This window comes from Enterobacter sp. 5-4 (assembly GCF_000612205.1).
In the GTDB taxonomy this organism is placed as follows: domain Bacteria; phylum Pseudomonadota; class Gammaproteobacteria; order Enterobacterales; family Enterobacteriaceae; genus Enterobacter; species Enterobacter roggenkampii.
Map to the genome: position 1 here is coordinate 1 of NZ_JFHW01000011.1, position 19,567 is coordinate 19,567.

The following is a 19,567-nucleotide window of genomic DNA, read 5'->3' on the forward strand; positions in this document are numbered from 1 at the left end:
AACTGTTACCCATGTATCCGGTCTAAAGTGTTACCCATGTTTCCGGTTCATACCCTGCGCTTACCGGGCCTACGGCTTGTGTAGGCCGGGTAAGGCGAAGCCGCCACCCGGCTTTTTACATCACTGGTCAGCCGTCTTATCAAAACGACCCAGCACCTCGCGTTCATACGCCAGCGCCTTTTTACGGTCGAATTTGTGTTCCCACTTGGCGATAACCAGCACCGCCAGCGCATTCCCCACCACGTTCAGCGCCGTACGCGCCATGTCGAGGATACGGTCCACACCCGCGATAAAGGCCAGGCCTTCCAGCGGAATGCCTACGCTGCCCAGCGTCGCCAGCAGTACCACGAACGAAACGCCCGGTACGCCTGCGATACCTTTAGACGTCACCATCAGGGTCAGCACCAGGACGATCTCCTGCCACAGCGACAGGTCAATGCCATACAGCTGCGCAATAAAGATAGCGGCGATACTCTGGTAGAGCGTGGAACCATCCAGGTTAAAGGAGTAACCGGTCGGCACCACGAAGCTGGTGATCGACGCTGGCGCACCGTAGGCTTCCATCTTCTCAATAATACGCGGCAGCACGCTCTCAGAGCTTGCCGTGGAGTAAGCCAGAATCAGCTCATCTTTCAGGATACGAATCAGGATCCAGATGCTCAGCCCACACAGACGCGCCACAATTCCCAGCACCACCAGCGCAAAGAACAGGATGGCAAAGTGCACCAGGAGCACCAGCTTCGCCAGCGGCCAGAGGGAGGCAAAACCGAAGTTCGCCACGGTGACGGCGATAAGCGCAAACACCCCTACCGGCGCGTAACGCATCACCATGTGGGTCACTTTAAACATGGTTTCGGAGATCGAGCGGAACACGGTCACCAGCGGTTCGCGGTGCGTCGCGGGCAGTGAAGAGAGCCCCAGACCAAACAGGACCGAGAAGAAGATAATAGGCAGCATCTCGCCCTTCGCCATCGACGCCACGATGTTGGTCGGCACCAGAGAAAGGATCGTGCCCATCAGGCCGTGTGCATGGCTTTGCACGTCAGCGGTCGTACTTTGGTATTTCGAAATATCCACCGTCGCCAGCTGCGACATATCAATCCCGGAACCCGGCTGGAAAACGTTCGCCAGGGTGATACCGAGAATGATCGCAACCGTAGTGATCACTTCGAAATAGATAATGGTTTTCGCACCAATACGGCCTAACTGCTTCGCATCGCCGACGCCTGCAATACCCACTACCAGCGTCGAGATCACAATCGGTACCACGATCATCTTGATCAGGTGAATAAAGATATCCCCTGCCGGTGAAAGCAGGTTCGCAATCAGCCAGTCGCGGCTGTCGCTGTGATAGTGGAGGTAACTGCCCAGCAGGATGCCCAGCACAAGGGCGATTAAGATCTGCCAGGCCAGGCTGACTTTAACGTTTTTCATAGAAACTGACTTCCTCAATGAAGCGCCTTATTCACTTAAACTGCATGAATATGGGGACATACTGAAAGGGTATGAATTGTGTTGCGTCGATTTATGGGATTTTTTAACGCGGCGTATGAGTATCATTTGCGCGGCCTGTTGCGCAAGCCTTAAAGAACGACGCATTTCACTCGTAAAAGCGTCTGTGACGGGAGTTTCTCCTGATTCTAATAAATAACCTTTTGTTATAAAAAACCTTTTTTAAACATAAATGTGAATAATCGTCAGCATAAATTATTTTCCTTCAAAGTTTCATTCGCTCATTTTTCAACCTGTTCAAACAATGCGTGATCTGTCGCCCAAATAATAAACAAAGCTTGTAAAGCCCCTACTATTAACGTTTTTGCGACATATTATTAACATCTTACAAGGAGAAAAAAAGCCATGAGCCAAATACACAAACATGACATTCCCGCAAACATTGCGGACCGTTGCCTGATCAACCCGGAGCAGTACCACGAGAAATATCAGCAATCTATTACCGCCCCGGACACCTTCTGGGGTGAGCAGGGCCATATCCTTGACTGGATCAAACCTTATCAGAAGGTAAAGAACACCTCCTTTGCGCCCGGTAACGTCTCCATTAAATGGTATGAAGATGGCACGCTGAACCTGGCGGCAAACTGTCTGGACCGTCACCTTGCCGCGCGCGGGAACGAGACGGCGATTATCTGGGAAGGCGATGATGCCTCGCAGAGCAAACACATTACCTATAAAGAACTGCACCGCGACGTGTGCCGCTTTGCTAACGTCCTGCTGGATAAAGGCATTAAAAAAGGCGACGTGGTCGCTATCTATATGCCGATGGTGCCGGAAGCGGCGGTGGCCATGCTGGCCTGTGCGCGTATCGGCGCGATTCATTCCGTTATTTTCGGTGGGTTCTCGCCAGAGGCGGTTGCGGGTCGTATTGTCGATTCAAGCTCAAAACTGGTGATCACCGCCGATGAAGGCGTGCGCGCAGGACGCAGTATCCCCCTGAAAAAAAACGTCGACGAAGCGCTGAAAAACCCGAACGTCAACACGGTCAGCAACGTCATCGTCCTTAAGCGTACCGGCGGCAAAATCGACTGGCACGAGGGGCGCGACCTGTGGTGGAGCGACCTGATTGAAAAGGCGAGCGACCAGCATCAGCCGGAAGAGATGAACGCGGAAGATCCGCTCTTCATTCTTTATACCTCTGGCTCAACCGGCAAACCGAAAGGCGTGCTGCACACCACCGGCGGTTATCTGGTCTACGCGGCCACTACCTTCAAATACGTCTTCGACTACCACCCGGGCGACATCTACTGGTGTACCGCCGACGTGGGCTGGGTCACCGGACACAGCTACCTGCTGTACGGTCCGCTGGCCTGTGGCGCCACCACGCTGATGTTTGAAGGCGTGCCGAACTGGCCGACCCCGGCGCGTATGTGCCAGGTGGTCGACAAACACCAGGTCAACATTCTCTACACCGCACCAACGGCCATCCGCGCGTTAATGGCGGAAGGCGACAAAGCCATCGAAGGCACCGACCGCTCTTCATTGCGCATTCTCGGTTCCGTGGGTGAGCCCATTAACCCGGAAGCCTGGGAGTGGTACTGGAAGAAAATCGGCAACGAGAAATGCCCGGTCATGGACACCTGGTGGCAGACCGAAACCGGCGGCTTTATGATCACCCCGATGCCGGGCGCCACGCAGCTGAAAGCGGGCTCGGCAACGCGTCCGTTCTTCGGCGTACAGCCTGCGCTGGTGGATAACGAAGGCAACCCGCTGGAAGGGGCCACCGAAGGCAACCTGGTGATCACGGACTCGTGGCCGGGTCAGGCGCGTACCCTGTTCGGCGATCACGATCGCTTCGAGCAGACCTACTTCTCGACCTTTAAAAACATGTACTTCAGCGGTGACGGCGCGCGTCGTGATGAAGATGGTTATTACTGGATCACCGGACGCGTGGACGACGTGCTGAACGTCTCCGGCCACCGTCTGGGCACCGCGGAGATTGAATCGGCGCTGGTGTCGCATCCGAAGATTGCCGAAGCCGCCGTTGTCGGCATTCCGCACAACATCAAGGGCCAGGCAATTTACGCTTACGTCACCCTGAACCACGGGGAAGAGCCGTCGCCAGAGCTCTATGCTGAGGTGCGCAACTGGGTGCGTAAAGAGATTGGCCCGCTGGCGACGCCGGACGTGCTGCACTGGACCGACTCGCTGCCGAAAACCCGCTCCGGCAAAATCATGCGCCGTATCTTGCGCAAAATCGCGGCAGGGGACACCAGCAACCTTGGTGATACCTCAACGCTCGCGGATCCTGGCGTGGTGGAAAAACTGCTCGAAGAGAAGCAGGCCATCGCAATGCCTTCCTAGTGTTTTCTCCCTCTCCCCTCACCCTCTCCCCATAGGGGAGAGGGGATAAAAACAAACCAACCTTACCTTTGGAGACTCTGTGATGAATGACCATATTTGTCAGCAGATAGAGAATAGTGCGCACTACAGGGAGCTCGTCGATAAGCGGCAACGGTTTGCCTTCACCCTTTCCATCATCATGCTGATTATCTATGTCGGCTTTATTCTGCTGATCGCCTTTGCGCCGCACTGGCTGGGCACCCCGCTGCACGAGGGCACCAGCGTGACGCGCGGTATTCCCATTGGCATTGGCGTGATCGTGATTTCATTTGTGCTGACCGGCGTTTACGTCTGGCGCGCGAACGGTGAATTCGATCGCCTTAATAAAGCGGTACTGCAAGAGGTAAAAGCATCATGAAGAGAATTCTGACGGCGCTCGCCGCCACGCTTCCCTTTGCCGCCCACGCGGCAGATGCGATTACCGGCGAGGTACAGCGCCAGCCAACCAACTGGCAGGCGATTGTGATGTTCCTGATTTTCGTGGTGCTGACGCTGTACATCACTTACTGGGCGTCGAAACGCGTGCGCTCCCGTAACGATTACTACACCGCAGGCGGCAACATTACCGGCTTCCAGAACGGGCTGGCGATTGCGGGTGACTTTATGTCCGCCGCCTCGTTCCTCGGGATCTCCGCGCTGGTCTACACCTCCGGCTATGACGGCCTGATTTACTCCCTCGGCTTCCTCGTCGGCTGGCCGATCATTCTGTTCCTGATTGCCGAGCGCCTGCGCAATCTGGGCCGCTACACCTTCGCCGACGTGGCCTCGTATCGCCTGAAGCAGGGACCGATTCGCACCCTCTCCGCCTGCGGTTCGCTGGTGGTGGTGGCGCTGTACCTGATTGCGCAGATGGTGGGCGCGGGTAAACTGATCCAACTGCTGTTCGGCCTGAACTACCACATCGCGGTGGTGCTGGTGGGCGTGCTGATGGTGATGTACGTTCTGTTCGGCGGCATGCTGGCGACGACCTGGGTGCAGATCATCAAAGCCGTGCTGCTGCTGTTCGGCGCCAGCTTTATGGCCTTTATGGTGATGAAGCACGTCGGGTTCAGCTTCAATAACCTGTTCACTGAAGCCATGGCGGTCCACCCGAAAGGGGAAGCCATCATGAGCCCGGGCGGGCTGGTGAAAGACCCGATATCGGCCCTGTCGCTCGGTCTGGGCCTGATGTTTGGTACCGCAGGCTTACCGCATATCCTGATGCGCTTCTTCACCGTGAGCGACGCGCGTGAAGCGCGCAAGAGCGTCTTCTACGCCACCGGCTTCATGGGTTACTTCTATATCCTGACCTTTATTATCGGCTTTGGCGCGATCATGCTGGTGGGGGCAAACCCGGCGTTTAAAGATGCCGCGGGCGCGCTGATTGGCGGCAATAACATGGCGGCGGTGCATCTGGCCGACGCGGTGGGCGGCAACCTGTTCCTCGGCTTTATCTCCGCCGTGGCCTTCGCCACCATTCTTGCGGTGGTTGCGGGTTTAACGCTGGCCGGGGCGTCGGCGGTTTCGCATGACCTCTACGCCAACGTCTTCCGCAAAGGCGCGAGCGAGCGCGATGAGCTGAAGGTTTCTAAAATCACCGTGCTGGTGCTGGGCGTCGTGGCGATCCTGCTGGGCATTCTGTTCGAGAAGCAGAACATCGCCTTTATGGTGGGGCTGGCCTTCTCCATCGCGGCAAGCTGTAACTTCCCGATCATCCTGCTCTCCATGTACTGGTCGAAACTGACCACCCGTGGCGCGATGATTGGCGGCTGGCTGGGGCTGCTGACGGCGGTGATCCTGATGATTCTGGGCCCGACGATCTGGGTGCAGATCCTCGGTCACGCCAGCGCCATCTTCCCGTATGAATATCCGGCGCTGTTCTCCATTGCCGTGGCGTTTATCGGTATCTGGGTCTTCTCGGCTACCGACAATTCGCCGGAGGGTAACCTGGAGCGCGAGAAATTCCGCGCCCAGTTTATTCGTTCACAAACCGGTCTTGGCGTTGAGCAGGGCCGCGCGCACTAAACCTTTCTCCCCGGCCATTCTGGCCGGGGAGTTCAAAACATCACCCACGCCACCAGCGGCGCAATCAGCACCATCACCACGCCTGACAGCATCATCACCAGGCTCGCGACAACCCCCTCCTGCTGGCCCAGCTCATAGGAACGTGCCGTGCCCGCGCCGTGCGACGCCGCGCCAAACCCCGCGCCTTTGGCCATCCCTTCCCGAATAGAAAGCCGCAGGAAGAGCATATCGCCCACCGCCATCCCAAAGACGCCCGTCACCACCACAAACAGCGCCACCAGGTCCGGCTGTCCGCCGAGGGGTTTCGCCGCCGCGAGCGCAAACGGCGTGGTCACCGAGCGCACGGCCAGGCTGCGCTGAATTTCGTCGGGCAGCGTAAACAGTCTCGCCAGCCAGACGGAGCTACAGACCGCGACCACCGTGGCGGTGATGACGCCTGCGCTGAGCGACATCCAGTGGCGCCTGATAATCGCCAGGTTGTCGTAAACGGGCACGGCAAAGGCGATGGTCGCCGGGCCGAGCAGCCACAGCAGCCAGTGGGATTCACCAATGTAGTTCTGCCAGGAGATATGGCCGAAGACCAGCATCAGCACCAGCAGGATCGGCGTGAAGACCAGCGGCATCAGCGGCAGCGCATGAAACCGGCGATACAGCCGCTTGTTGGCAAAGTAGATCGCCAGCGTCGCGATCAGGCACAAGACGCTGATCTGAAAGTTAGTCATGTTTGTGCCTGCTGATTTCAAAGCGATACACTTTATCCACCACCCAGGCGGTCGCTCCCAGCACCATCAGCGTACTCAGCGCGATCACCGCGAAGATGCGCCAGCCGTCCACCATCAACAGTTGCGCATAGTTCACCACCGCCACCACGGCAGGCACAAAGAACAGCAGCATCTCCGCCAGCAGCCAGCGCGCCCCGGCGCGCACCCAGTTAAGGGGGATCACGCGACAGAGGATGAGCGTCAACATCAGCAGCATCCCCACCAGGTTGGCAGGCAGCGGCAGGTGGAGCCAGCCGACAAGATATTCGGCGAAAACAAACAGTCCCGCGTAGAGCAGTACCTGAACCGGGACCTGGAGTCGTTGCACAACGGCAGGCGTAACACGGCTTAACGCCACGGCCATGGGGGTTTTCCTCAAAAATGAGACGAGGCGCCAGTATAGTGAGCGCACGGTATGGACTGAAATGAATTAAAATCATCACAGGTATAGTTTCGAGGAATAATCATGGACATAAGAACGCTGCGCTATTTTGTCGAAGTGGTTCGCCAGCAAAGTTTTACCCGCGCAGCGGAGAAGTTGTTTGTTACCCAGCCCACCATCAGCAAGATGCTGAAAAACCTCGAAGATGAACTGAACTGTACCCTGCTGATCCGCGACGGGCGCAAGCTGCTGCTGACCGACACCGGACGCGTGGTGTTCGAACGCGGGCTGGCCATTCTGGCGGAGTTCCGCCAGCTGGAAGCGGAGCTGGACGATATTAATCATCTGACCAAAGGGGTGCTTCGCCTCGGCATTCCACCGATGGTGGGGATGATGATGGCCGGGCCGATTAGCCTGTTTCGCCAGCGCTATCCTGGCGTAGAGCTGAAGATTTCGGAGTTTGGTGGCTTAACCGTCCAGCAGGCGGTCACTAACGGCGAGCTCGACGTGGCCATGACCGCCCTCCCCGTTGAGGAAGAGAGCGGCCTGGCGACGCTTCCGCTCTTTAGCCACCCGCTGTGCGTGCTGGTTCCCCGCTCCGGCGACTGGCTGAAAAGGGACGCGGTGAAGCCTGAGCTGCTCGGCGAACACCCTCTGCTGATCTACAACGAAGACTTCGCCTTAAGCCGCCAGCTGATGACGCTGTTTAACCAACATAACGTCAAGCCACGCATCGCGGTGCGCAGCGGTCAGTGGGATTTCCTGGCCGCGATGGTGCAGGCGGGCGTGGGGATTGCCATTCTGCCGCAGCCGATTTGCGAGCGTCTGGATAAAAACACGCTGCGCTGGATCCCGCTGGAGAGCGATCTGCACTGGCAGTTAGGGATGATCTGGCGTGAAGGGGTCTATTTGTCGCAGAGCGCGCAGGCGTGGCTGCAGTGTTGTGAGGGGTTTTGGGTGCGGTCTGAATAGTGCCCGGTGGCGCTGCGCTTACCGGGCCTACGTTCGAACCGTAGGCCGGGTAAGGCGAAGCCGCCACCCGGCAAAACAGCGCTACTGATTCTCTATCAACAGCGCTTCCAGCAGGTCCAGATCGTGCAGCAGCTTTTGCAGCGTCTCGTTGCTGATCTGGCGCGTGGCGCGCAGGTGATACAGTTCGGCACGCTCTGAGCGCAGCGCGGCCAGACGGAACCGGCGTTCCAGGTTCTCCTCCTGCAGCGAGCTTTCTACATCGTTACGCCCGTCCGCGCGGCGACGCAGGTTACCAATTACGCGGGAACTCACCTCCGTCAGCAGCTGATTGTCGATGTTCTCTTCCGCATCCGCGGCCAGGCGCTCTTCCATTTTCTGGATGGCGACAATCGCCACTTCGGCGGTGGCCGCACGCGCAATACGCTCTTCCTTGTGCTGCTGGGTCGAATCGCCAACATCAATATGCTGGAGCAAAATCGGCAGCATAATCACGCCGACGAACAGGGAGAACAGAATCACCCCCGCCGCCAGGAACACCAGTTCGTAACGCGCCGGGAAGACATCGCCCGTCGGCAGCAGCAGCGGAATGGAGAGCACACCGGCGAGGGTTATCGCCCCGCGTACGCCCGCAAAAGAGGCAATCAGCAGCTCACGCGTTGTCCACGAGCCAAACTCCATCGGTTTTTTCTTCAGGAAGCGCACGCTGAAGTTTTTCATCGTCCACAGCCAGCCGAAACGCACCAGCATCAGCGCCAGGTAGATCAGCACGATGTCGGTAAACAGCATCCAGACCTCAACGTTCGGATCGGCCTCCGCCGCCACCAGCGAGGATTCCATAATGCCCGGCAGCTGCAGGCCCAACAGCAGGAACACCATGCCGTTAAAGACAAACTCCAGCATCGCCCAGGTGCTGTTGGCACGCAGGCGCATCGCCAGCGGCGCGCGGCGCATCACGCCGGAGCGGGTGATGGTCATCCCTGCCGCGACCGCGGCCAGAATGCCCGACACGCCGATATGTTCGGCAATCAGATAAGAGGCGAACGGCAGCAGGAACAGCAGCACGATCTGCGTCGCGGGTTCATCGCCGCCCCAGCGGCTGAGGAAGCGCAATGAGCGGCCGTACAGCCAGCTCACCACGAAGCCCGCGAGAATACCGCCGATGGCTACCTTAAAGAACTCCAGCGTCGCGCCGCCGACGGTAAAGACCATCGTGCCCATCGCAACGGCCACGGCAAACTTCAGGGCAACCAGGCCGGAGGCGTCATTCATCAGCGCCTCACCCTGTAAAATCCCCATGATTTTCTTCGGAATGCGGCCTTCGCCCACAATGCCGGACAGCGCCACGGCATCGGTTGGCGACAGCACGGCGGCCAGCGCAAAGGCAGGAATTAACGGGATACCCGGTACCGTCCAGTAGATCAGGAAACCAATCCCGACGACGGTGACCACCACCAGCGCAAGCGCCAGGCCGAAGATCTCTCGCCCGTGCTCAAGGAACTCGCGCGTGGGCGTTTTCCAGCCATCGGCAAACAGCAGTGGCGGGATGAACAGCACGAGGAACAGTTCGGGGTCAAATTCCACGTGCAGGCCAAACGTTGGCCACGCCAGCAGCGCGCCGATGGCAATTTGCATTAATGGCAGGGGGACCTGAAAGGGCAGTACGCGTGTAACCACCCCGGATAGCGAGACCACAAGGGTCATGATGAGTATTGTGAAGAAGATTTCCATGCGTTCCCTGTTTGCTGTGTTGCTTATGTACTCCGGAAGGCGTCGTGCCTTTTATTCTATCTTCACCAGAGTAACGCAAAAGGCAACAGGATGAGTCCTGAAAATAAAAACGGGCGGCCTGAGCCACCCGTTTTCGCATCAAAGGACAACTCAGATTGCCCAGCCGCCCGCGTAAAACGCCACCAGCGCAACGGCAATCACAACGGTGCCAACGTTCAGCTTGCGCCATTCACCGGAGACCAGACGACCAATCACCAGCGACGCGAAGCCGATCATAATGCCGGTCACGATGTTACAGGTGAGTACGATGAAGACCGCGGTAATCAGGCCAGACATCGCGTCAACGAAATCCGCAAAGTCGATTTTCGCCACGTTGCTCAGCATCAGCAGGCCAACGTACATCAGCGCTGGCGCGGTCGCGTACGCCGGAACCAGATAGGAGAGCGGGGAGAGGAACAGGATCAGCATGAACAGCACGCCCACGGTGATCGCCGTCAGGCCGGTTTTACCGCCCGCCGCCGTACCCGCTGCGGACTCGATGTACACCGCCGCAGGCGCTGCGCCCACCAGGCCTGAGAAGACGCTGCTCAGGGAGTCCGTAGTCAGCGCTTTGCCGCCGTCAATAATCTGACCGTCTTTATCCAGCAGGTTCGCCTGACCGGCCACCGCACGAATGGTACCGGTCGCGTCAAACACGGCGGTCATCACCAGCGCCAGCACGCTTGGCAGGATCACCGGGTTGAGCGCGCCAACGATATCCAGGCTGCCAATCAGAGAGTTGCCTTTGTCATCGCTCAGCGACGGCATGGCGAAAATGCCGGAGAAGTGGACGTTCGGATCGAAAATCAGGCCCACAATGGACACGCCGATAATGGTCAGCAGGATGCCGCCCGGGACTTTCAGTTTTTCCAGACCGATAATCACCGCCAGGCCGATCAGCGACATGATCACCGGGAAGCTGGCGAAGTGGCCCAGCGCAACCGGCAGGCCGTCGAGCGGGTTCTTGATAACCAGACCGACGCCGTTGGCGGCGATCAGCAGCAGGAACAGGCCGATGCCGATGCCGGTACCGTGCGCCACGCCCTGCGGCAGGTTGCGCAAGATCCAGCTACGGATGCCGGTCGCTGAAATAACGGTAAACAGCACCCCCATCAGGAACACGGCGCCCAGCGCAACCGGTACGCTGATGTGCTGGCCCAGCACCAGGCTGAACGCGGTAAACGCGGTCAGAGAGATGGCGCAACCAATCGCCAGCGGCAGGTTCGCCCACAGGCCCATCACGATAGAGCCCACGCCGGCCACAAGGCAGGTCGCCACAAAGACAGCCGCTGGCGGGAAGCCCGCTTTGCCCAGCATACCCGGCACAACGATGACGGAATAAACCATCGCCAGAAACGTTGTCAAACCGGCAACGATTTCCTGGCGCACGGTGCTGCCGCGGGCCGAAATTTTAAACATGGCGTCAAGTGAACCGCCAGTACGCGCAGATGGCGTAGACATAGAAAACATCCCCTGAGAGTTTTTTAGGAAGTCCGTAAGCGAGGTGGAGACGCCACTGCCAGCTAAACGTCAAATCCTTGTGTTGCGTTTGCGACGAAAGGGCGTCACAGAAAAAGCAAACGTTTAGCTCCGCGCTTACAAACGGGTGGTCAAATTAAGGCAAACGATTATCTAGCCTAATCCCCGCCCTTTTCAACTGAACTTTATCGTTTTTCGCTAAAATTCCCTTATGACGCTGAAGAAATAAACAGAGGATGCGCAAACGTTATCGTCTATGCGCAATTTGTTTACATTTCAATCCTCACCCGGAATGGATAACGGTCCCCCTTGTGCCAGGGTTCGTTGCCAGCCGGGGCTGTTTTCAACTTTCGTTTTCCATGCCTGACTATGCGGCAGGTTGTCGATACCGCCGCGTGCCAGCAGGGCAAAGATCGGGAAGCTCATTTGAATGTCGGCCATGCTGAGCGAATCCCCGGCAAACCAGCTATTTTTAGCAAGGTGCGACTCAATAAAGCGCGCATGGGTTTCCAGCTGGCGGTTAAGGTACGCTTTCTGCACCCCTTGCCCAAGCGCTTTGCCCAGGGTTCGGATACCAAACGGCACCGGCGGCTTGCCGAGACTGCTGAAGACCAGCTTCATTAGCAGCAGCGGCATCAGCGATCCTTCCGCGTAGTGCAGCCAGAAGCGATACTGCACCTTATGCGCCGGATCTAAAGGCTTAAGCCGCGACTCGGCATCGTATGTTTCCTGCAGATACTCCAGAATGGCGCCAGACTCCGCGAGGATCAGCCCGTTATCTTCGATGACCGGCGATTTGCCCAACGGATGCACCTTTTTGAGAGCCTCCGGCGCAAGCATGTTCTTTTCGCGCTGATAGTGAACGATCTCATAAGGCAGACCGAGTTCTTCCAGCGCCCAGATCACGCGGTGCGAGCGCGACTGGTTAAGGTGGTGTACCGTGAGCATGGTTTTCTCCTGTTATTCATACTTTTTAACTATAGAAAATCGAACAACACCGCGAAAAAAATTCGGCTAAAAACCGGTCAGCGACGCTGGCGAAAAAACGGGTCTTGCATAGAATTAAAGTGTCAGCACAATCCGGAACCTCCCCAACCAGCTCGACATGAGGGGTGCTGACGTCGGGGGAAACCCTCCCGTGAACCAGCGGGATAGAGAGAAAGACAAAGACCGGGAAAAACTAAAGCGCCCTTTGTGGCGCTTTAGTTCTTTATTATGCGGGGTTTTGCCGGGTGGCGCTTCGCTTACCCGGCCTACGTTCTCGGTTTTGTAGGCCGGGTAAGGCGCAGCCGCCACCCGGCAAACCGATCTCAATCCTCTTCCAGCAACCGCGCCCCCGTCCCCTGTTCGCCCAGTTTGTCGCCGGGGTTACGCAACGGGCAGTCGCTGCGCGACAGGCAGCCGCAGCCGATACAACCGTCCAGCTCATCACGCAGCGCGACCAGCGTATGGATGCGCCTGTCCAGCTCTTCTCGCCACTGGGATGAAAGCTCTTTCCACTCTTTCGGGCTCAGCGTATGCCCTTCCGGCAGCACGCCAAATGCCTCGCCAATGGTAGCCAGGGGAATGCCGATTCGTTGCGCAATTTTGATAATCGCCACGTAGCGGAGCACGTCGCGGGTATAGCGACGCTGGTTGCCGCCGTTGCGGATGCTTTTAATTAACCCTTTGCTTTCATAGAAGTGGAGCGCCGATACCGCAACGCCGCTTCGCTTTGCCACTTCGCCGGGGGTTAACAGCGCTTTAATGCGCGGCAATCTCTTTTCCATAAAACCTCTTTACCTCAAGTTAACTTGAGGAATTATACTCCCCCGCAGAGAAAACGACGAATCAACCGAGAAAGTTGTATCTACAGAGGGGCAACCTTATGTCGCATCAGCAGATTATTCAGACGCTTATTGAATGGATTGACGATCATATCGACCAACCGTTGAACATTGATGTGGTCGCGAAAAAGTCGGGCTATTCGAAATGGTATTTACAGAGAATGTTCCGCACGGTCATGCACCAGACGCTGGGTGAGTACATTCGTCAGCGCAGGCTGCTGCTGGCGGCGCAGGCGCTACGCTCAACGCAGCGGCCGATTTTTGATATCGCGATGGATCTTGGCTATGTGTCGCAACAAACCTTTTCCCGCGTGTTTCGCCGCGAGTTTGACCGCACGCCGAGCGACTATCGCCACCAGTTGAATTAATTACTCTCAGTGCAAAGGTTGCTGCTGCCAGGTCATAAATTCCTGGGGCGGCATCGCTTTCGCGAAGTGCCATCCCTGACAAAACTGGACGCCGCGCTTCAACAGCCAGCTCACCTGCTCTGCCGTCTCGACCCCTTCCGCAATGGTTTTCAGCCGCAGGCTTTGCGCCATCTCGATAATATGCTCGGCGATCAGGTGGCTGGTGCTGTTGGTCGTTAAGGTATCGATAAACGATTTATCGATTTTCAGAATATCGACGTTCAGCGAGTAGAGGTTGTGCAGGTTCGAATAGCCGGTACCGAAATCATCGATCGCCACTTCATACCCCGCCTGACGGAAAGCCTGAATCACCGGCGTGGTTTTAGGCACATCGATAAAACCGCGTTCCGTCACTTCAATTTTGATTTGCTGCGCGCGGACGGCGTAGTGGCGAGCCTTCTCAGAAATCATGGCGATCAGCCGCGAGGAGTGGAAATCCGTGGCCGACAGGTTAATCGAAATATAGAGATGCGGATGCTCGGCCAGGAAATGGCCCAAATCGCTGAACACTTCCTCAACGACGTAATCCGTAATCCGCTCGCTCATCCCCTCATTTTCAGCCAGCGGAATAAACTCAGCCGGGCTCATCACCTGTCCGTTAAAACCCGGCCAGCGTAACAACGCCTCCGCGCCGACACACCGGTTGTTCTTGATATCAATAATCGGTTGATAGTGCACGCAAAGCTGGCGTTTGTTCAGCGCCCGGTGCAGTAAACGCCCCGGCGAATTAAGCTCACGATGAGTACGGGACCAGACCAACAAAATAATAATGCTGCAGATCATGCCCAGCGGCAGCGTTAATGTCGCCTGATGATAAAGCGTTTCATAAAAGCGTTTATTCGATGTCGACACGATGGCCGCAATCGGTCTTTTAGGGGATGTGACGATCGTATAAAAGCGGTTATCTTTTTGAAATACCGATTCCTTATCCCGAATCAGCGAATTTAATAACGAAACGTTGGCTTTCTGACTGACGGAAAAGAAAGCATTGGTTACCGTGTCGTAAACCCCCCACGAGAGAGAATGATCCGCGGACATGACTTCGCTGTATGAAAGTGGATTAACGACCACTACATAATTTCCGCGCTGCATATATGTCATTTTATAGCCAGTATAAAATGGGGTGTCGCGATAATAATAGATAGCGACGTCAGGTTTTCGCGTGTAATTAGCGACGGGTATGGCGTAGGGTTGATCCGGTGTAAAAACGGTCGAACAAAGAAAATTCTGACCTTCAGCGTAAATTAAATCGGCAACAAACAGGCGACCACGAACAACGTTCAACATATATTGACGGTGTCCCGGGGTACAGAGCTCGCCCCGATATTTTTCTGCCTCGTCCCGGGCCAGATCAACCTGTTGTATAACCAGCTCAGTTTTGTCTAAAGCCAGTTCAGCAAATGTCCGTAGCTGGGCGCTTGTTTCAGACACGGCTCTTAGCTGGGCGAACCATAGCGCAAGCATCACCGGCAGCATAACTACCATGATGATCCCTACCACTCTGAGCATCTTGCGCCGCGCGCTACGATTCATTTCCCGCCCTATATCCCTGCATGTTGTACGCCTGTAGTAATGAAGGCCGGATGCTGTGTTAAACAGGTGATTACGTTGCATGAATCATGCGAAGTTAGCAACTGACTTTTCGTATTAAAAATCTTAAATTTCGTTATGACGATAATATTTTCCCGTAAGTGAAACTGTAAGTATTCGTTCCGTTTCAATTAAGGAAAATAATTATCCAGCCCTCGAGGACGGAGGGAAGATAACACAACAGACGATCGTTGATTAAGCCAAACTTCTGGCAGCATGAAAAAAGCGCACCTTTATCATGACGTTTTATGCTATTTACTGTGGGGCATTGTGTGCGTTGATTTATAAATAATCAGTCTTCGCCGCACTATTTTATGATTCGACTGAGCCCCCTCTTATAAAAACCGAATTTGAGGTATCACCACTAGCCCGATGGACGTTTCCGGCACGCTGGGGGGCGCCTCCTCGCGCGCCGAAGGCAGGGCCAGCCTGCACACACTCTTTACCTGAGGAATAAAAACCGTTTTTTGATCGCACAGACACTGGCGAATAAATCAACAAATGTGATATAGTTCACACATATTCTGTAACGAGAAACACCGTTTCATTCAGGTCGTCTGTTTTGTAGAGGATGGGTTTATGGCAACCATTACTACCAGCATGGTTCTCCTGCGCTGGCCTTTGTTGAGTGCGGTACTGATGTTTTTGGCCAGCACGCTGAACATTCAGTTTCGTAAATCTGACTACGCGGGTCTCGCTGTCATCAGCACGCTGTTGGGGCTGGGTGCAGCATGTTGGTTTGCAACGGGGTTGCTTGGCATTACCCTGCTGGATATCGCCGCCGTCTGGGAAAATATCAAAGTGGTGATGGTTGAAGCGATGAGCCACACGCCACCAGACTGGCCAATGGTGATTACCTGATCCCTTTATGGAATAAAAAAACCCAGACGATGTCTGGGTTTTTTGTTTGAAGGACGCACAAATCAGAACGGAATGTCGTCGTCGAAATCCATTGGCGGTTCGTTAGACGGCGCCGGAGCAGACTGCTGCTGCGGACGAGACTGCGCGCCGCCGCTGAACTGGTTGCCGCCCTGTGGCTGCTGAGGCTGACCCCAACCGCCCTGCTGCTGGCCGCCACCTGCTGGTGCGCCACCGCCCTGACGGCCACCCAGCATCTGCATGGTGCCGCCGACGTTAACCACGACTTCAGTGGTGTACTTCTCAGCACCGGACTGATCGGTCCATTTGCGGGTACGCAGCTGGCCTTCGATATAGACCTGAGAACCTTTACGCAGATACTCACCGGCCACTTCTGCCAGTTTGCCAAACAGCACAACGCGGTGCCATTCGGTCTGCTCTTTCATCTCACCGGTCGCTTTATCACGCCAGGATTCGGAAGTAGCCAGCGTAATGTTGGCAACTGCGCCACCACTCGGCATGTAGCGTACTTCCGGGTCCTGGCCCAGATTACCGACGAGAATCACCTTGTTTACGCCTCTGCTGGCCATGTTCGTGTCTCCTGAATACGTTTCTTAATAGTGTAAACGCGCGAGTGTACCATTTCCACGCTGCATTTTGATAGCTGCGAGATGGATTCCAGAGTTCTCGTGCGAACATAACATTGTTACACAGTCCGTCAGAAAATGCATTCCAATACTGTATATTCAAACAGGTCAAATTGTGTCATAATTAGCCGTTTCTGACAGCCGTTTGTCCTTCAAACAAACCAGGCAATCCGTGTTCCAACCGGGAAAGGTGAATGGATAAGATCGAAGTTCGGGGCGCCCGCACCCACAATCTCAAGAATATCAACCTCATAATCCCTCGCGACAAACTCATTGTCGTGACCGGGCTTTCAGGGTCTGGCAAATCCTCACTGGCTTTCGACACTCTGTATGCCGAAGGACAGCGTCGTTACGTTGAATCGCTCTCGGCGTACGCGCGTCAGTTCCTGTCGCTGATGGAAAAACCGGATGTCGACCACATTGAAGGGTTGTCTCCTGCTATCTCTATTGAGCAGAAGTCCACGTCGCATAACCCGCGCTCCACGGTCGGTACCATTACTGAAATTCATGACTACCTGCGTCTGCTGTATGCCCGCGTGGGTGAGCCGCGCTGCCCGGACCACGACGTCCCGCTGGCGGCACAGACCGTGAGCCAGATGGTGGATAACGTGCTGTCGCAGCCGGAAGGCAAACGCCTGATGCTGCTGGCGCCAATCATTAAAGAGCGTAAGGGCGAACACACCAAAACGCTGGAGAACCTGGCAAGCCAGGGCTATATCCGCGCCCGTATTGACGGCGAGGTGTGTGACCTGTCCGACCCGCCCAAGCTGGAACTGCAGAAGAAGCACACCATCGAGGTGGTGATTGACCGCTTTAAGGTGCGTGACGATCTCGCCACGCGTCTCGCAGAATCGTTTGAAACGGCGCTGGAGCTCTCCGGCGGCACGGCCGTGGTTTCCGACATGGACGACCCGCAGGCGGAAGAGCTGCTCTTCTCCGCCAACTTTGCCTGCCCGATTTGCGGCTACAGCATGCGCGAGCTGGAACCGCGCCTGTTCTCGTTTAACAACCCGGCGGGCGCCTGCCCGACGTGTGACGGTCTGGGCGTCCAGCAGTATTTCGACCCGGACCGCGTGATCCAGAATCCGGAGCTGTCGCTGGCGGGTGGCGCCATTCGCGGCTGGGACAAGCGTAACTTCTATTACTTCCAGATGCTGAAGTCGCTGGCGGAGCACTACAAGTTCGACGTGGAAGCGCCGTGGGCGAGCCTGAGCCCGAACGTACACAAAGTGATCCTGTTCGGTTCTGGCAAAGAGAACATCGAGTTCAAGTATATGAACGATCGCGGCGATACCTCCGTGCGTCGCCACCCGTTCGAAGGGGTGCTGCACAATATGGAGCGCCGCTACAAAGAGACCGAATCCAGCGCGGTGCGCGAGGAGCTGGCGAAGTTCATCAGCAACCGCTCCTGCGCCACCTGCGAGGGCACGCGCCTGCGTCGCGAAGCGCGCCACGTGTTTGTGGAAAATACGGCGCTGCCGACCATCTCAGACATGAGCATCGGCCACGCGATGGACTTCTTCAATAACCTGAAGCTGTCCGGCCAGCGCGCCAAAATTGCCGAAAAAGTCTTGAAAGAGATTGGCGATCGCCTGAAGTTCCTCGTGAACGTCGGCCTGAACTACCTAACGCTTTCACGCTCGGCAGAAACGCTCTCCGGCGGTGAAGCCCAGCGTATTCGTCTGGCGAGCCAGATTGGCGCGGGCCTGGTGGGCGTGATGTACGTGCTCGATGAGCCGTCCATCGGCCTGCACCAGCGCGATAACGAACGTCTGCTCGGCACCCTGGTTCACCTGCGTAACCTCGGCAACACGGTGATTGTGGTGGAGCACGACGAAGACGCGATCCGCGCCGCAGACCACGTGATCGACATCGGCCCGGGCGCTGGCGTGCACGGCGGCCAGGTGGTGGCGGAAGGCACGCTGAAGGACATTATGGCGGTGCCCGAGTCGCTGACCGGCCAGTACATGAGCGGCAAGCGCAAGATTGAAGTACCAAAACAGCGCGTGGCGGCGAACCCGGAAAAAGTGCTGAAGCTGACCGGCGCGCGCGGCAACAACCTGAAAGACGTTACCCTGACGCTGCCGGTGGGCCTGTTTACCTGCATTACCGGCGTGTCCGGTTCCGGTAAGTCGACGCTGATCAACGATACGCTGTTCCCGATTGCGCAGACGGCGCTGAACGGCGCGACCCTGGCCGAACCTGCACCGTACCGTGACATTCAGGGGCTGGAACATTTCGATAAGGTTATCGATATCGACCAGAGCCCGATTGGCCGTACGCCACGCTCTAACCCGGCAACCTATACCGGTGTTTTCACGCCCGTACGTGAACTGTTTGCCGGTGTGCCGGAAGCGCGTTCACGCGGCTACACGCCGGGACGTTTCAGCTTTAACGTGCGCGGCGGCCGCTGTGAAGCCTGCCAGGGCGACGGCGTGATCAAGGTTGAGATGCACTTCCTGCCGGATATCTACGTGCCGTGCGACCAGTGCAAAGGCAAGCGCTATAACCGCGAAACGCTGGAGATTAAGTACAAGGGCAAGACCATCCACGAAGTGCTGGATATGACCATCGAAGAGGCGCGCGAGTTCTTTGACGCCGTCCCTGCGCTGGCGCGTAAGCTGCAGACGCTGATGGACGTCGGCCTGACCTACATTCGTCTGGGGCAGTCCGCCACGACGCTGTCCGGCGGTGAAGCGCAGCGCGTGAAGCTGGCGCGCGAGCTGTCAAAACGCGGCACCGGTCAGACGCTGTATATCCTGGATGAGCCGACCACCGGTCTGCACTTTGCCGACATCCAGCAGCTGCTGGACGTGCTGCATCAGCTGCGCGATCAGGGCAACACCATCGTGGTCATCGAACATAACCTGGACGTGATTAAAACCGCGGACTGGATTGTCGATCTTGGCCCGGAAGGCGGCAGCGGCGGCGGTGAAATCCTCGTCTCCGGTACGCCAGAGACCGTTGCAGAGTGCGAAGCCTCGCACACCGCGCGCTTCCTTAAACCGTTGCTGTAATT

Annotated in this window: 16 protein-coding genes; 7 read left to right on the plus strand and 9 right to left on the minus strand. The window is 56.7% G+C overall.

The features are described 5' to 3' along the window. Positions 1–120 precede the first annotated feature (120 nt). Complete coding sequence (gltP, locus tag AA74_RS0108355; RefSeq protein WP_008503398.1) at positions 121–1,434, minus strand: glutamate/aspartate:proton symporter GltP; 1,314 nt, start codon at positions 1,432–1,434, stop codon at positions 121–123. Between the two features lie 423 nt (positions 1,435–1,857). Between gltP and acs the strand changes: the two genes are divergently transcribed. The 3 genes from acs (at position 1,858) to actP (ending at position 5,859) form a co-directional block, all read left to right on the plus strand. Continuing rightward, positions 1,858–3,816, plus strand: a complete 1,959-nt coding sequence (gene acs, locus AA74_RS0108360; protein ID WP_008503397.1) for an acetate--CoA ligase — start codon at positions 1,858–1,860, stop codon at positions 3,814–3,816. Between the two features lie 82 nt (positions 3,817–3,898). Then, complete coding sequence (locus tag AA74_RS0108365; RefSeq protein WP_008503396.1) at positions 3,899–4,213, plus strand: DUF485 domain-containing protein; 315 nt, start codon at positions 3,899–3,901, stop codon at positions 4,211–4,213. Then, positions 4,210–5,859: a cation/acetate symporter ActP gene (gene actP, locus AA74_RS0108370; protein ID WP_008503395.1), complete on the plus strand. Its 1,650-nt coding sequence runs from the start codon at positions 4,210–4,212 to the stop codon at positions 5,857–5,859. The genes AA74_RS0108365 and actP overlap by 4 nt, the downstream gene beginning before the upstream one ends. A 32-nt stretch (positions 5,860–5,891) precedes the next feature. On the opposite strand, the gene AA74_RS0108375 is transcribed toward actP, so the two are convergent. Further along, positions 5,892–6,581 carry an LrgB family protein gene (locus AA74_RS0108375; protein WP_008503394.1) on the minus strand — a complete coding sequence of 230 codons (690 nt, stop codon included), beginning with the start codon at positions 6,579–6,581 and terminating at the stop codon, positions 5,892–5,894. Next, on the minus strand, positions 6,574–6,984 hold the full coding sequence (locus AA74_RS0108380; RefSeq protein WP_021242769.1) for a CidA/LrgA family protein: 411 nt from the start codon (positions 6,982–6,984) through the stop codon (positions 6,574–6,576). The genes AA74_RS0108375 and AA74_RS0108380 overlap by 8 nt, the downstream gene beginning before the upstream one ends. Before the next feature lie 102 nt (positions 6,985–7,086). On the opposite strand from AA74_RS0108380, the gene AA74_RS0108385 reads away from it, so the two are divergent. Further along, on the plus strand, positions 7,087–7,974 hold the full coding sequence (locus AA74_RS0108385; protein ID WP_023345272.1) for a LysR family transcriptional regulator: 888 nt from the start codon (positions 7,087–7,089) through the stop codon (positions 7,972–7,974). An 81-nt stretch (positions 7,975–8,055) separates the two neighbouring features. On the opposite strand, the gene AA74_RS0108390 is transcribed toward AA74_RS0108385, so the two are convergent. The 4 genes from AA74_RS0108390 to soxR form a co-directional block, all read right to left on the minus strand. Further along, positions 8,056–9,702 (minus strand): Na+/H+ antiporter, encoded by a 1,647-nt coding sequence (locus AA74_RS0108390; protein WP_008503391.1) that lies wholly within the window; start codon positions 9,700–9,702, stop codon positions 8,056–8,058. 150 nt (positions 9,703–9,852) lie between these two features. Then, positions 9,853–11,202, minus strand: coding sequence for a guanine/hypoxanthine transporter GhxP (gene ghxP, locus AA74_RS0108395; RefSeq protein WP_008503390.1), 1,350 nt, complete (start codon positions 11,200–11,202; stop codon positions 9,853–9,855). A 294-nt stretch (positions 11,203–11,496) separates the two neighbouring features. Next, positions 11,497–12,168 carry a glutathione S-transferase family protein gene (locus AA74_RS0108400; protein ID WP_008503389.1) on the minus strand — a complete coding sequence of 224 codons (672 nt, stop codon included), beginning with the start codon at positions 12,166–12,168 and terminating at the stop codon, positions 11,497–11,499. 362 nt (positions 12,169–12,530) lie between these two features. After that, positions 12,531–12,989 (minus strand): redox-sensitive transcriptional activator SoxR, encoded by a 459-nt coding sequence (gene soxR, locus AA74_RS0108405; RefSeq protein WP_008503388.1) that lies wholly within the window; start codon positions 12,987–12,989, stop codon positions 12,531–12,533. 98 nt (positions 12,990–13,087) lie between these two features. Here soxR and soxS point away from each other — a divergent pair, with 98 nt between their 5' ends. Beyond that, a complete protein-coding gene (gene soxS, locus AA74_RS0108410; RefSeq protein WP_008503387.1) occupies positions 13,088–13,414 on the plus strand; it encodes a superoxide response transcriptional regulator SoxS in 327 nt (108 codons plus the stop codon). 6 nt (positions 13,415–13,420) lie between these two features. On the opposite strand, the gene AA74_RS0108415 is transcribed toward soxS, so the two are convergent. Continuing rightward, the gene (locus AA74_RS0108415; RefSeq protein WP_023293514.1) at positions 13,421–14,986 is read right to left on the minus strand and encodes an EAL domain-containing protein; all 1,566 of its coding nucleotides are present in this window, start codon (positions 14,984–14,986) and stop codon (positions 13,421–13,423) included. Positions 14,987–15,622: 636 nt separating this feature from the next. On the opposite strand from AA74_RS0108415, the gene AA74_RS0108420 reads away from it, so the two are divergent. Continuing rightward, positions 15,623–15,904, plus strand: a complete 282-nt coding sequence (locus tag AA74_RS0108420; protein ID WP_008503385.1) for a YjcB family protein — start codon at positions 15,623–15,625, stop codon at positions 15,902–15,904. A gap of 62 nt (positions 15,905–15,966) precedes the next feature. Here AA74_RS0108420 and ssb1 read toward each other — a convergent pair whose 3' ends face one another. Further along, positions 15,967–16,491 carry a single-stranded DNA-binding protein SSB1 gene (gene ssb1, locus AA74_RS0108425; RefSeq protein WP_008503384.1) on the minus strand — a complete coding sequence of 175 codons (525 nt, stop codon included), beginning with the start codon at positions 16,489–16,491 and terminating at the stop codon, positions 15,967–15,969. Between the two features lie 251 nt (positions 16,492–16,742). Here ssb1 and uvrA point away from each other — a divergent pair, with 251 nt between their 5' ends. Then, positions 16,743–19,565 (plus strand): excinuclease ABC subunit UvrA, encoded by a 2,823-nt coding sequence (uvrA, locus tag AA74_RS0108430; RefSeq protein ID WP_008503383.1) that lies wholly within the window; start codon positions 16,743–16,745, stop codon positions 19,563–19,565. The last annotated feature ends 2 nt before the right edge of the window (positions 19,566–19,567 follow it).

Coding starts and splice junctions, on each gene's coding strand:
- gltP (WP_008503398.1), bottom strand. CDS start 1,434: ATGAAAAACGTTAAAGTCAGCCTGGCCTGGCAGATCTTAATCGCCCTT.
- acs (WP_008503397.1), top strand. CDS start 1,858: ATGAGCCAAATACACAAACATGACATTCCCGCAAACATTGCGGACCGT.
- AA74_RS0108365 (WP_008503396.1), top strand. CDS start 3,899: ATGAATGACCATATTTGTCAGCAGATAGAGAATAGTGCGCACTACAGG.
- actP (WP_008503395.1), top strand. CDS start 4,210: ATGAAGAGAATTCTGACGGCGCTCGCCGCCACGCTTCCCTTTGCCGCC.
- AA74_RS0108375 (WP_008503394.1), bottom strand. CDS start 6,581: ATGACTAACTTTCAGATCAGCGTCTTGTGCCTGATCGCGACGCTGGCG.
- AA74_RS0108380 (WP_021242769.1), bottom strand. CDS start 6,984: ATGGCCGTGGCGTTAAGCCGTGTTACGCCTGCCGTTGTGCAACGACTC.
- AA74_RS0108385 (WP_023345272.1), top strand. CDS start 7,087: ATGGACATAAGAACGCTGCGCTATTTTGTCGAAGTGGTTCGCCAGCAA.
- AA74_RS0108390 (WP_008503391.1), bottom strand. CDS start 9,702: ATGGAAATCTTCTTCACAATACTCATCATGACCCTTGTGGTCTCGCTA.
- ghxP (WP_008503390.1), bottom strand. CDS start 11,202: ATGTCTACGCCATCTGCGCGTACTGGCGGTTCACTTGACGCCATGTTT.
- AA74_RS0108400 (WP_008503389.1), bottom strand. CDS start 12,168: ATGCTCACGGTACACCACCTTAACCAGTCGCGCTCGCACCGCGTGATC.
- soxR (WP_008503388.1), bottom strand. CDS start 12,989: ATGGAAAAGAGATTGCCGCGCATTAAAGCGCTGTTAACCCCCGGCGAA.
- soxS (WP_008503387.1), top strand. CDS start 13,088: ATGTCGCATCAGCAGATTATTCAGACGCTTATTGAATGGATTGACGAT.
- AA74_RS0108415 (WP_023293514.1), bottom strand. CDS start 14,986: ATGAATCGTAGCGCGCGGCGCAAGATGCTCAGAGTGGTAGGGATCATC.
- AA74_RS0108420 (WP_008503385.1), top strand. CDS start 15,623: ATGGCAACCATTACTACCAGCATGGTTCTCCTGCGCTGGCCTTTGTTG.
- ssb1 (WP_008503384.1), bottom strand. CDS start 16,491: ATGGCCAGCAGAGGCGTAAACAAGGTGATTCTCGTCGGTAATCTGGGC.
- uvrA (WP_008503383.1), top strand. CDS start 16,743: ATGGATAAGATCGAAGTTCGGGGCGCCCGCACCCACAATCTCAAGAAT.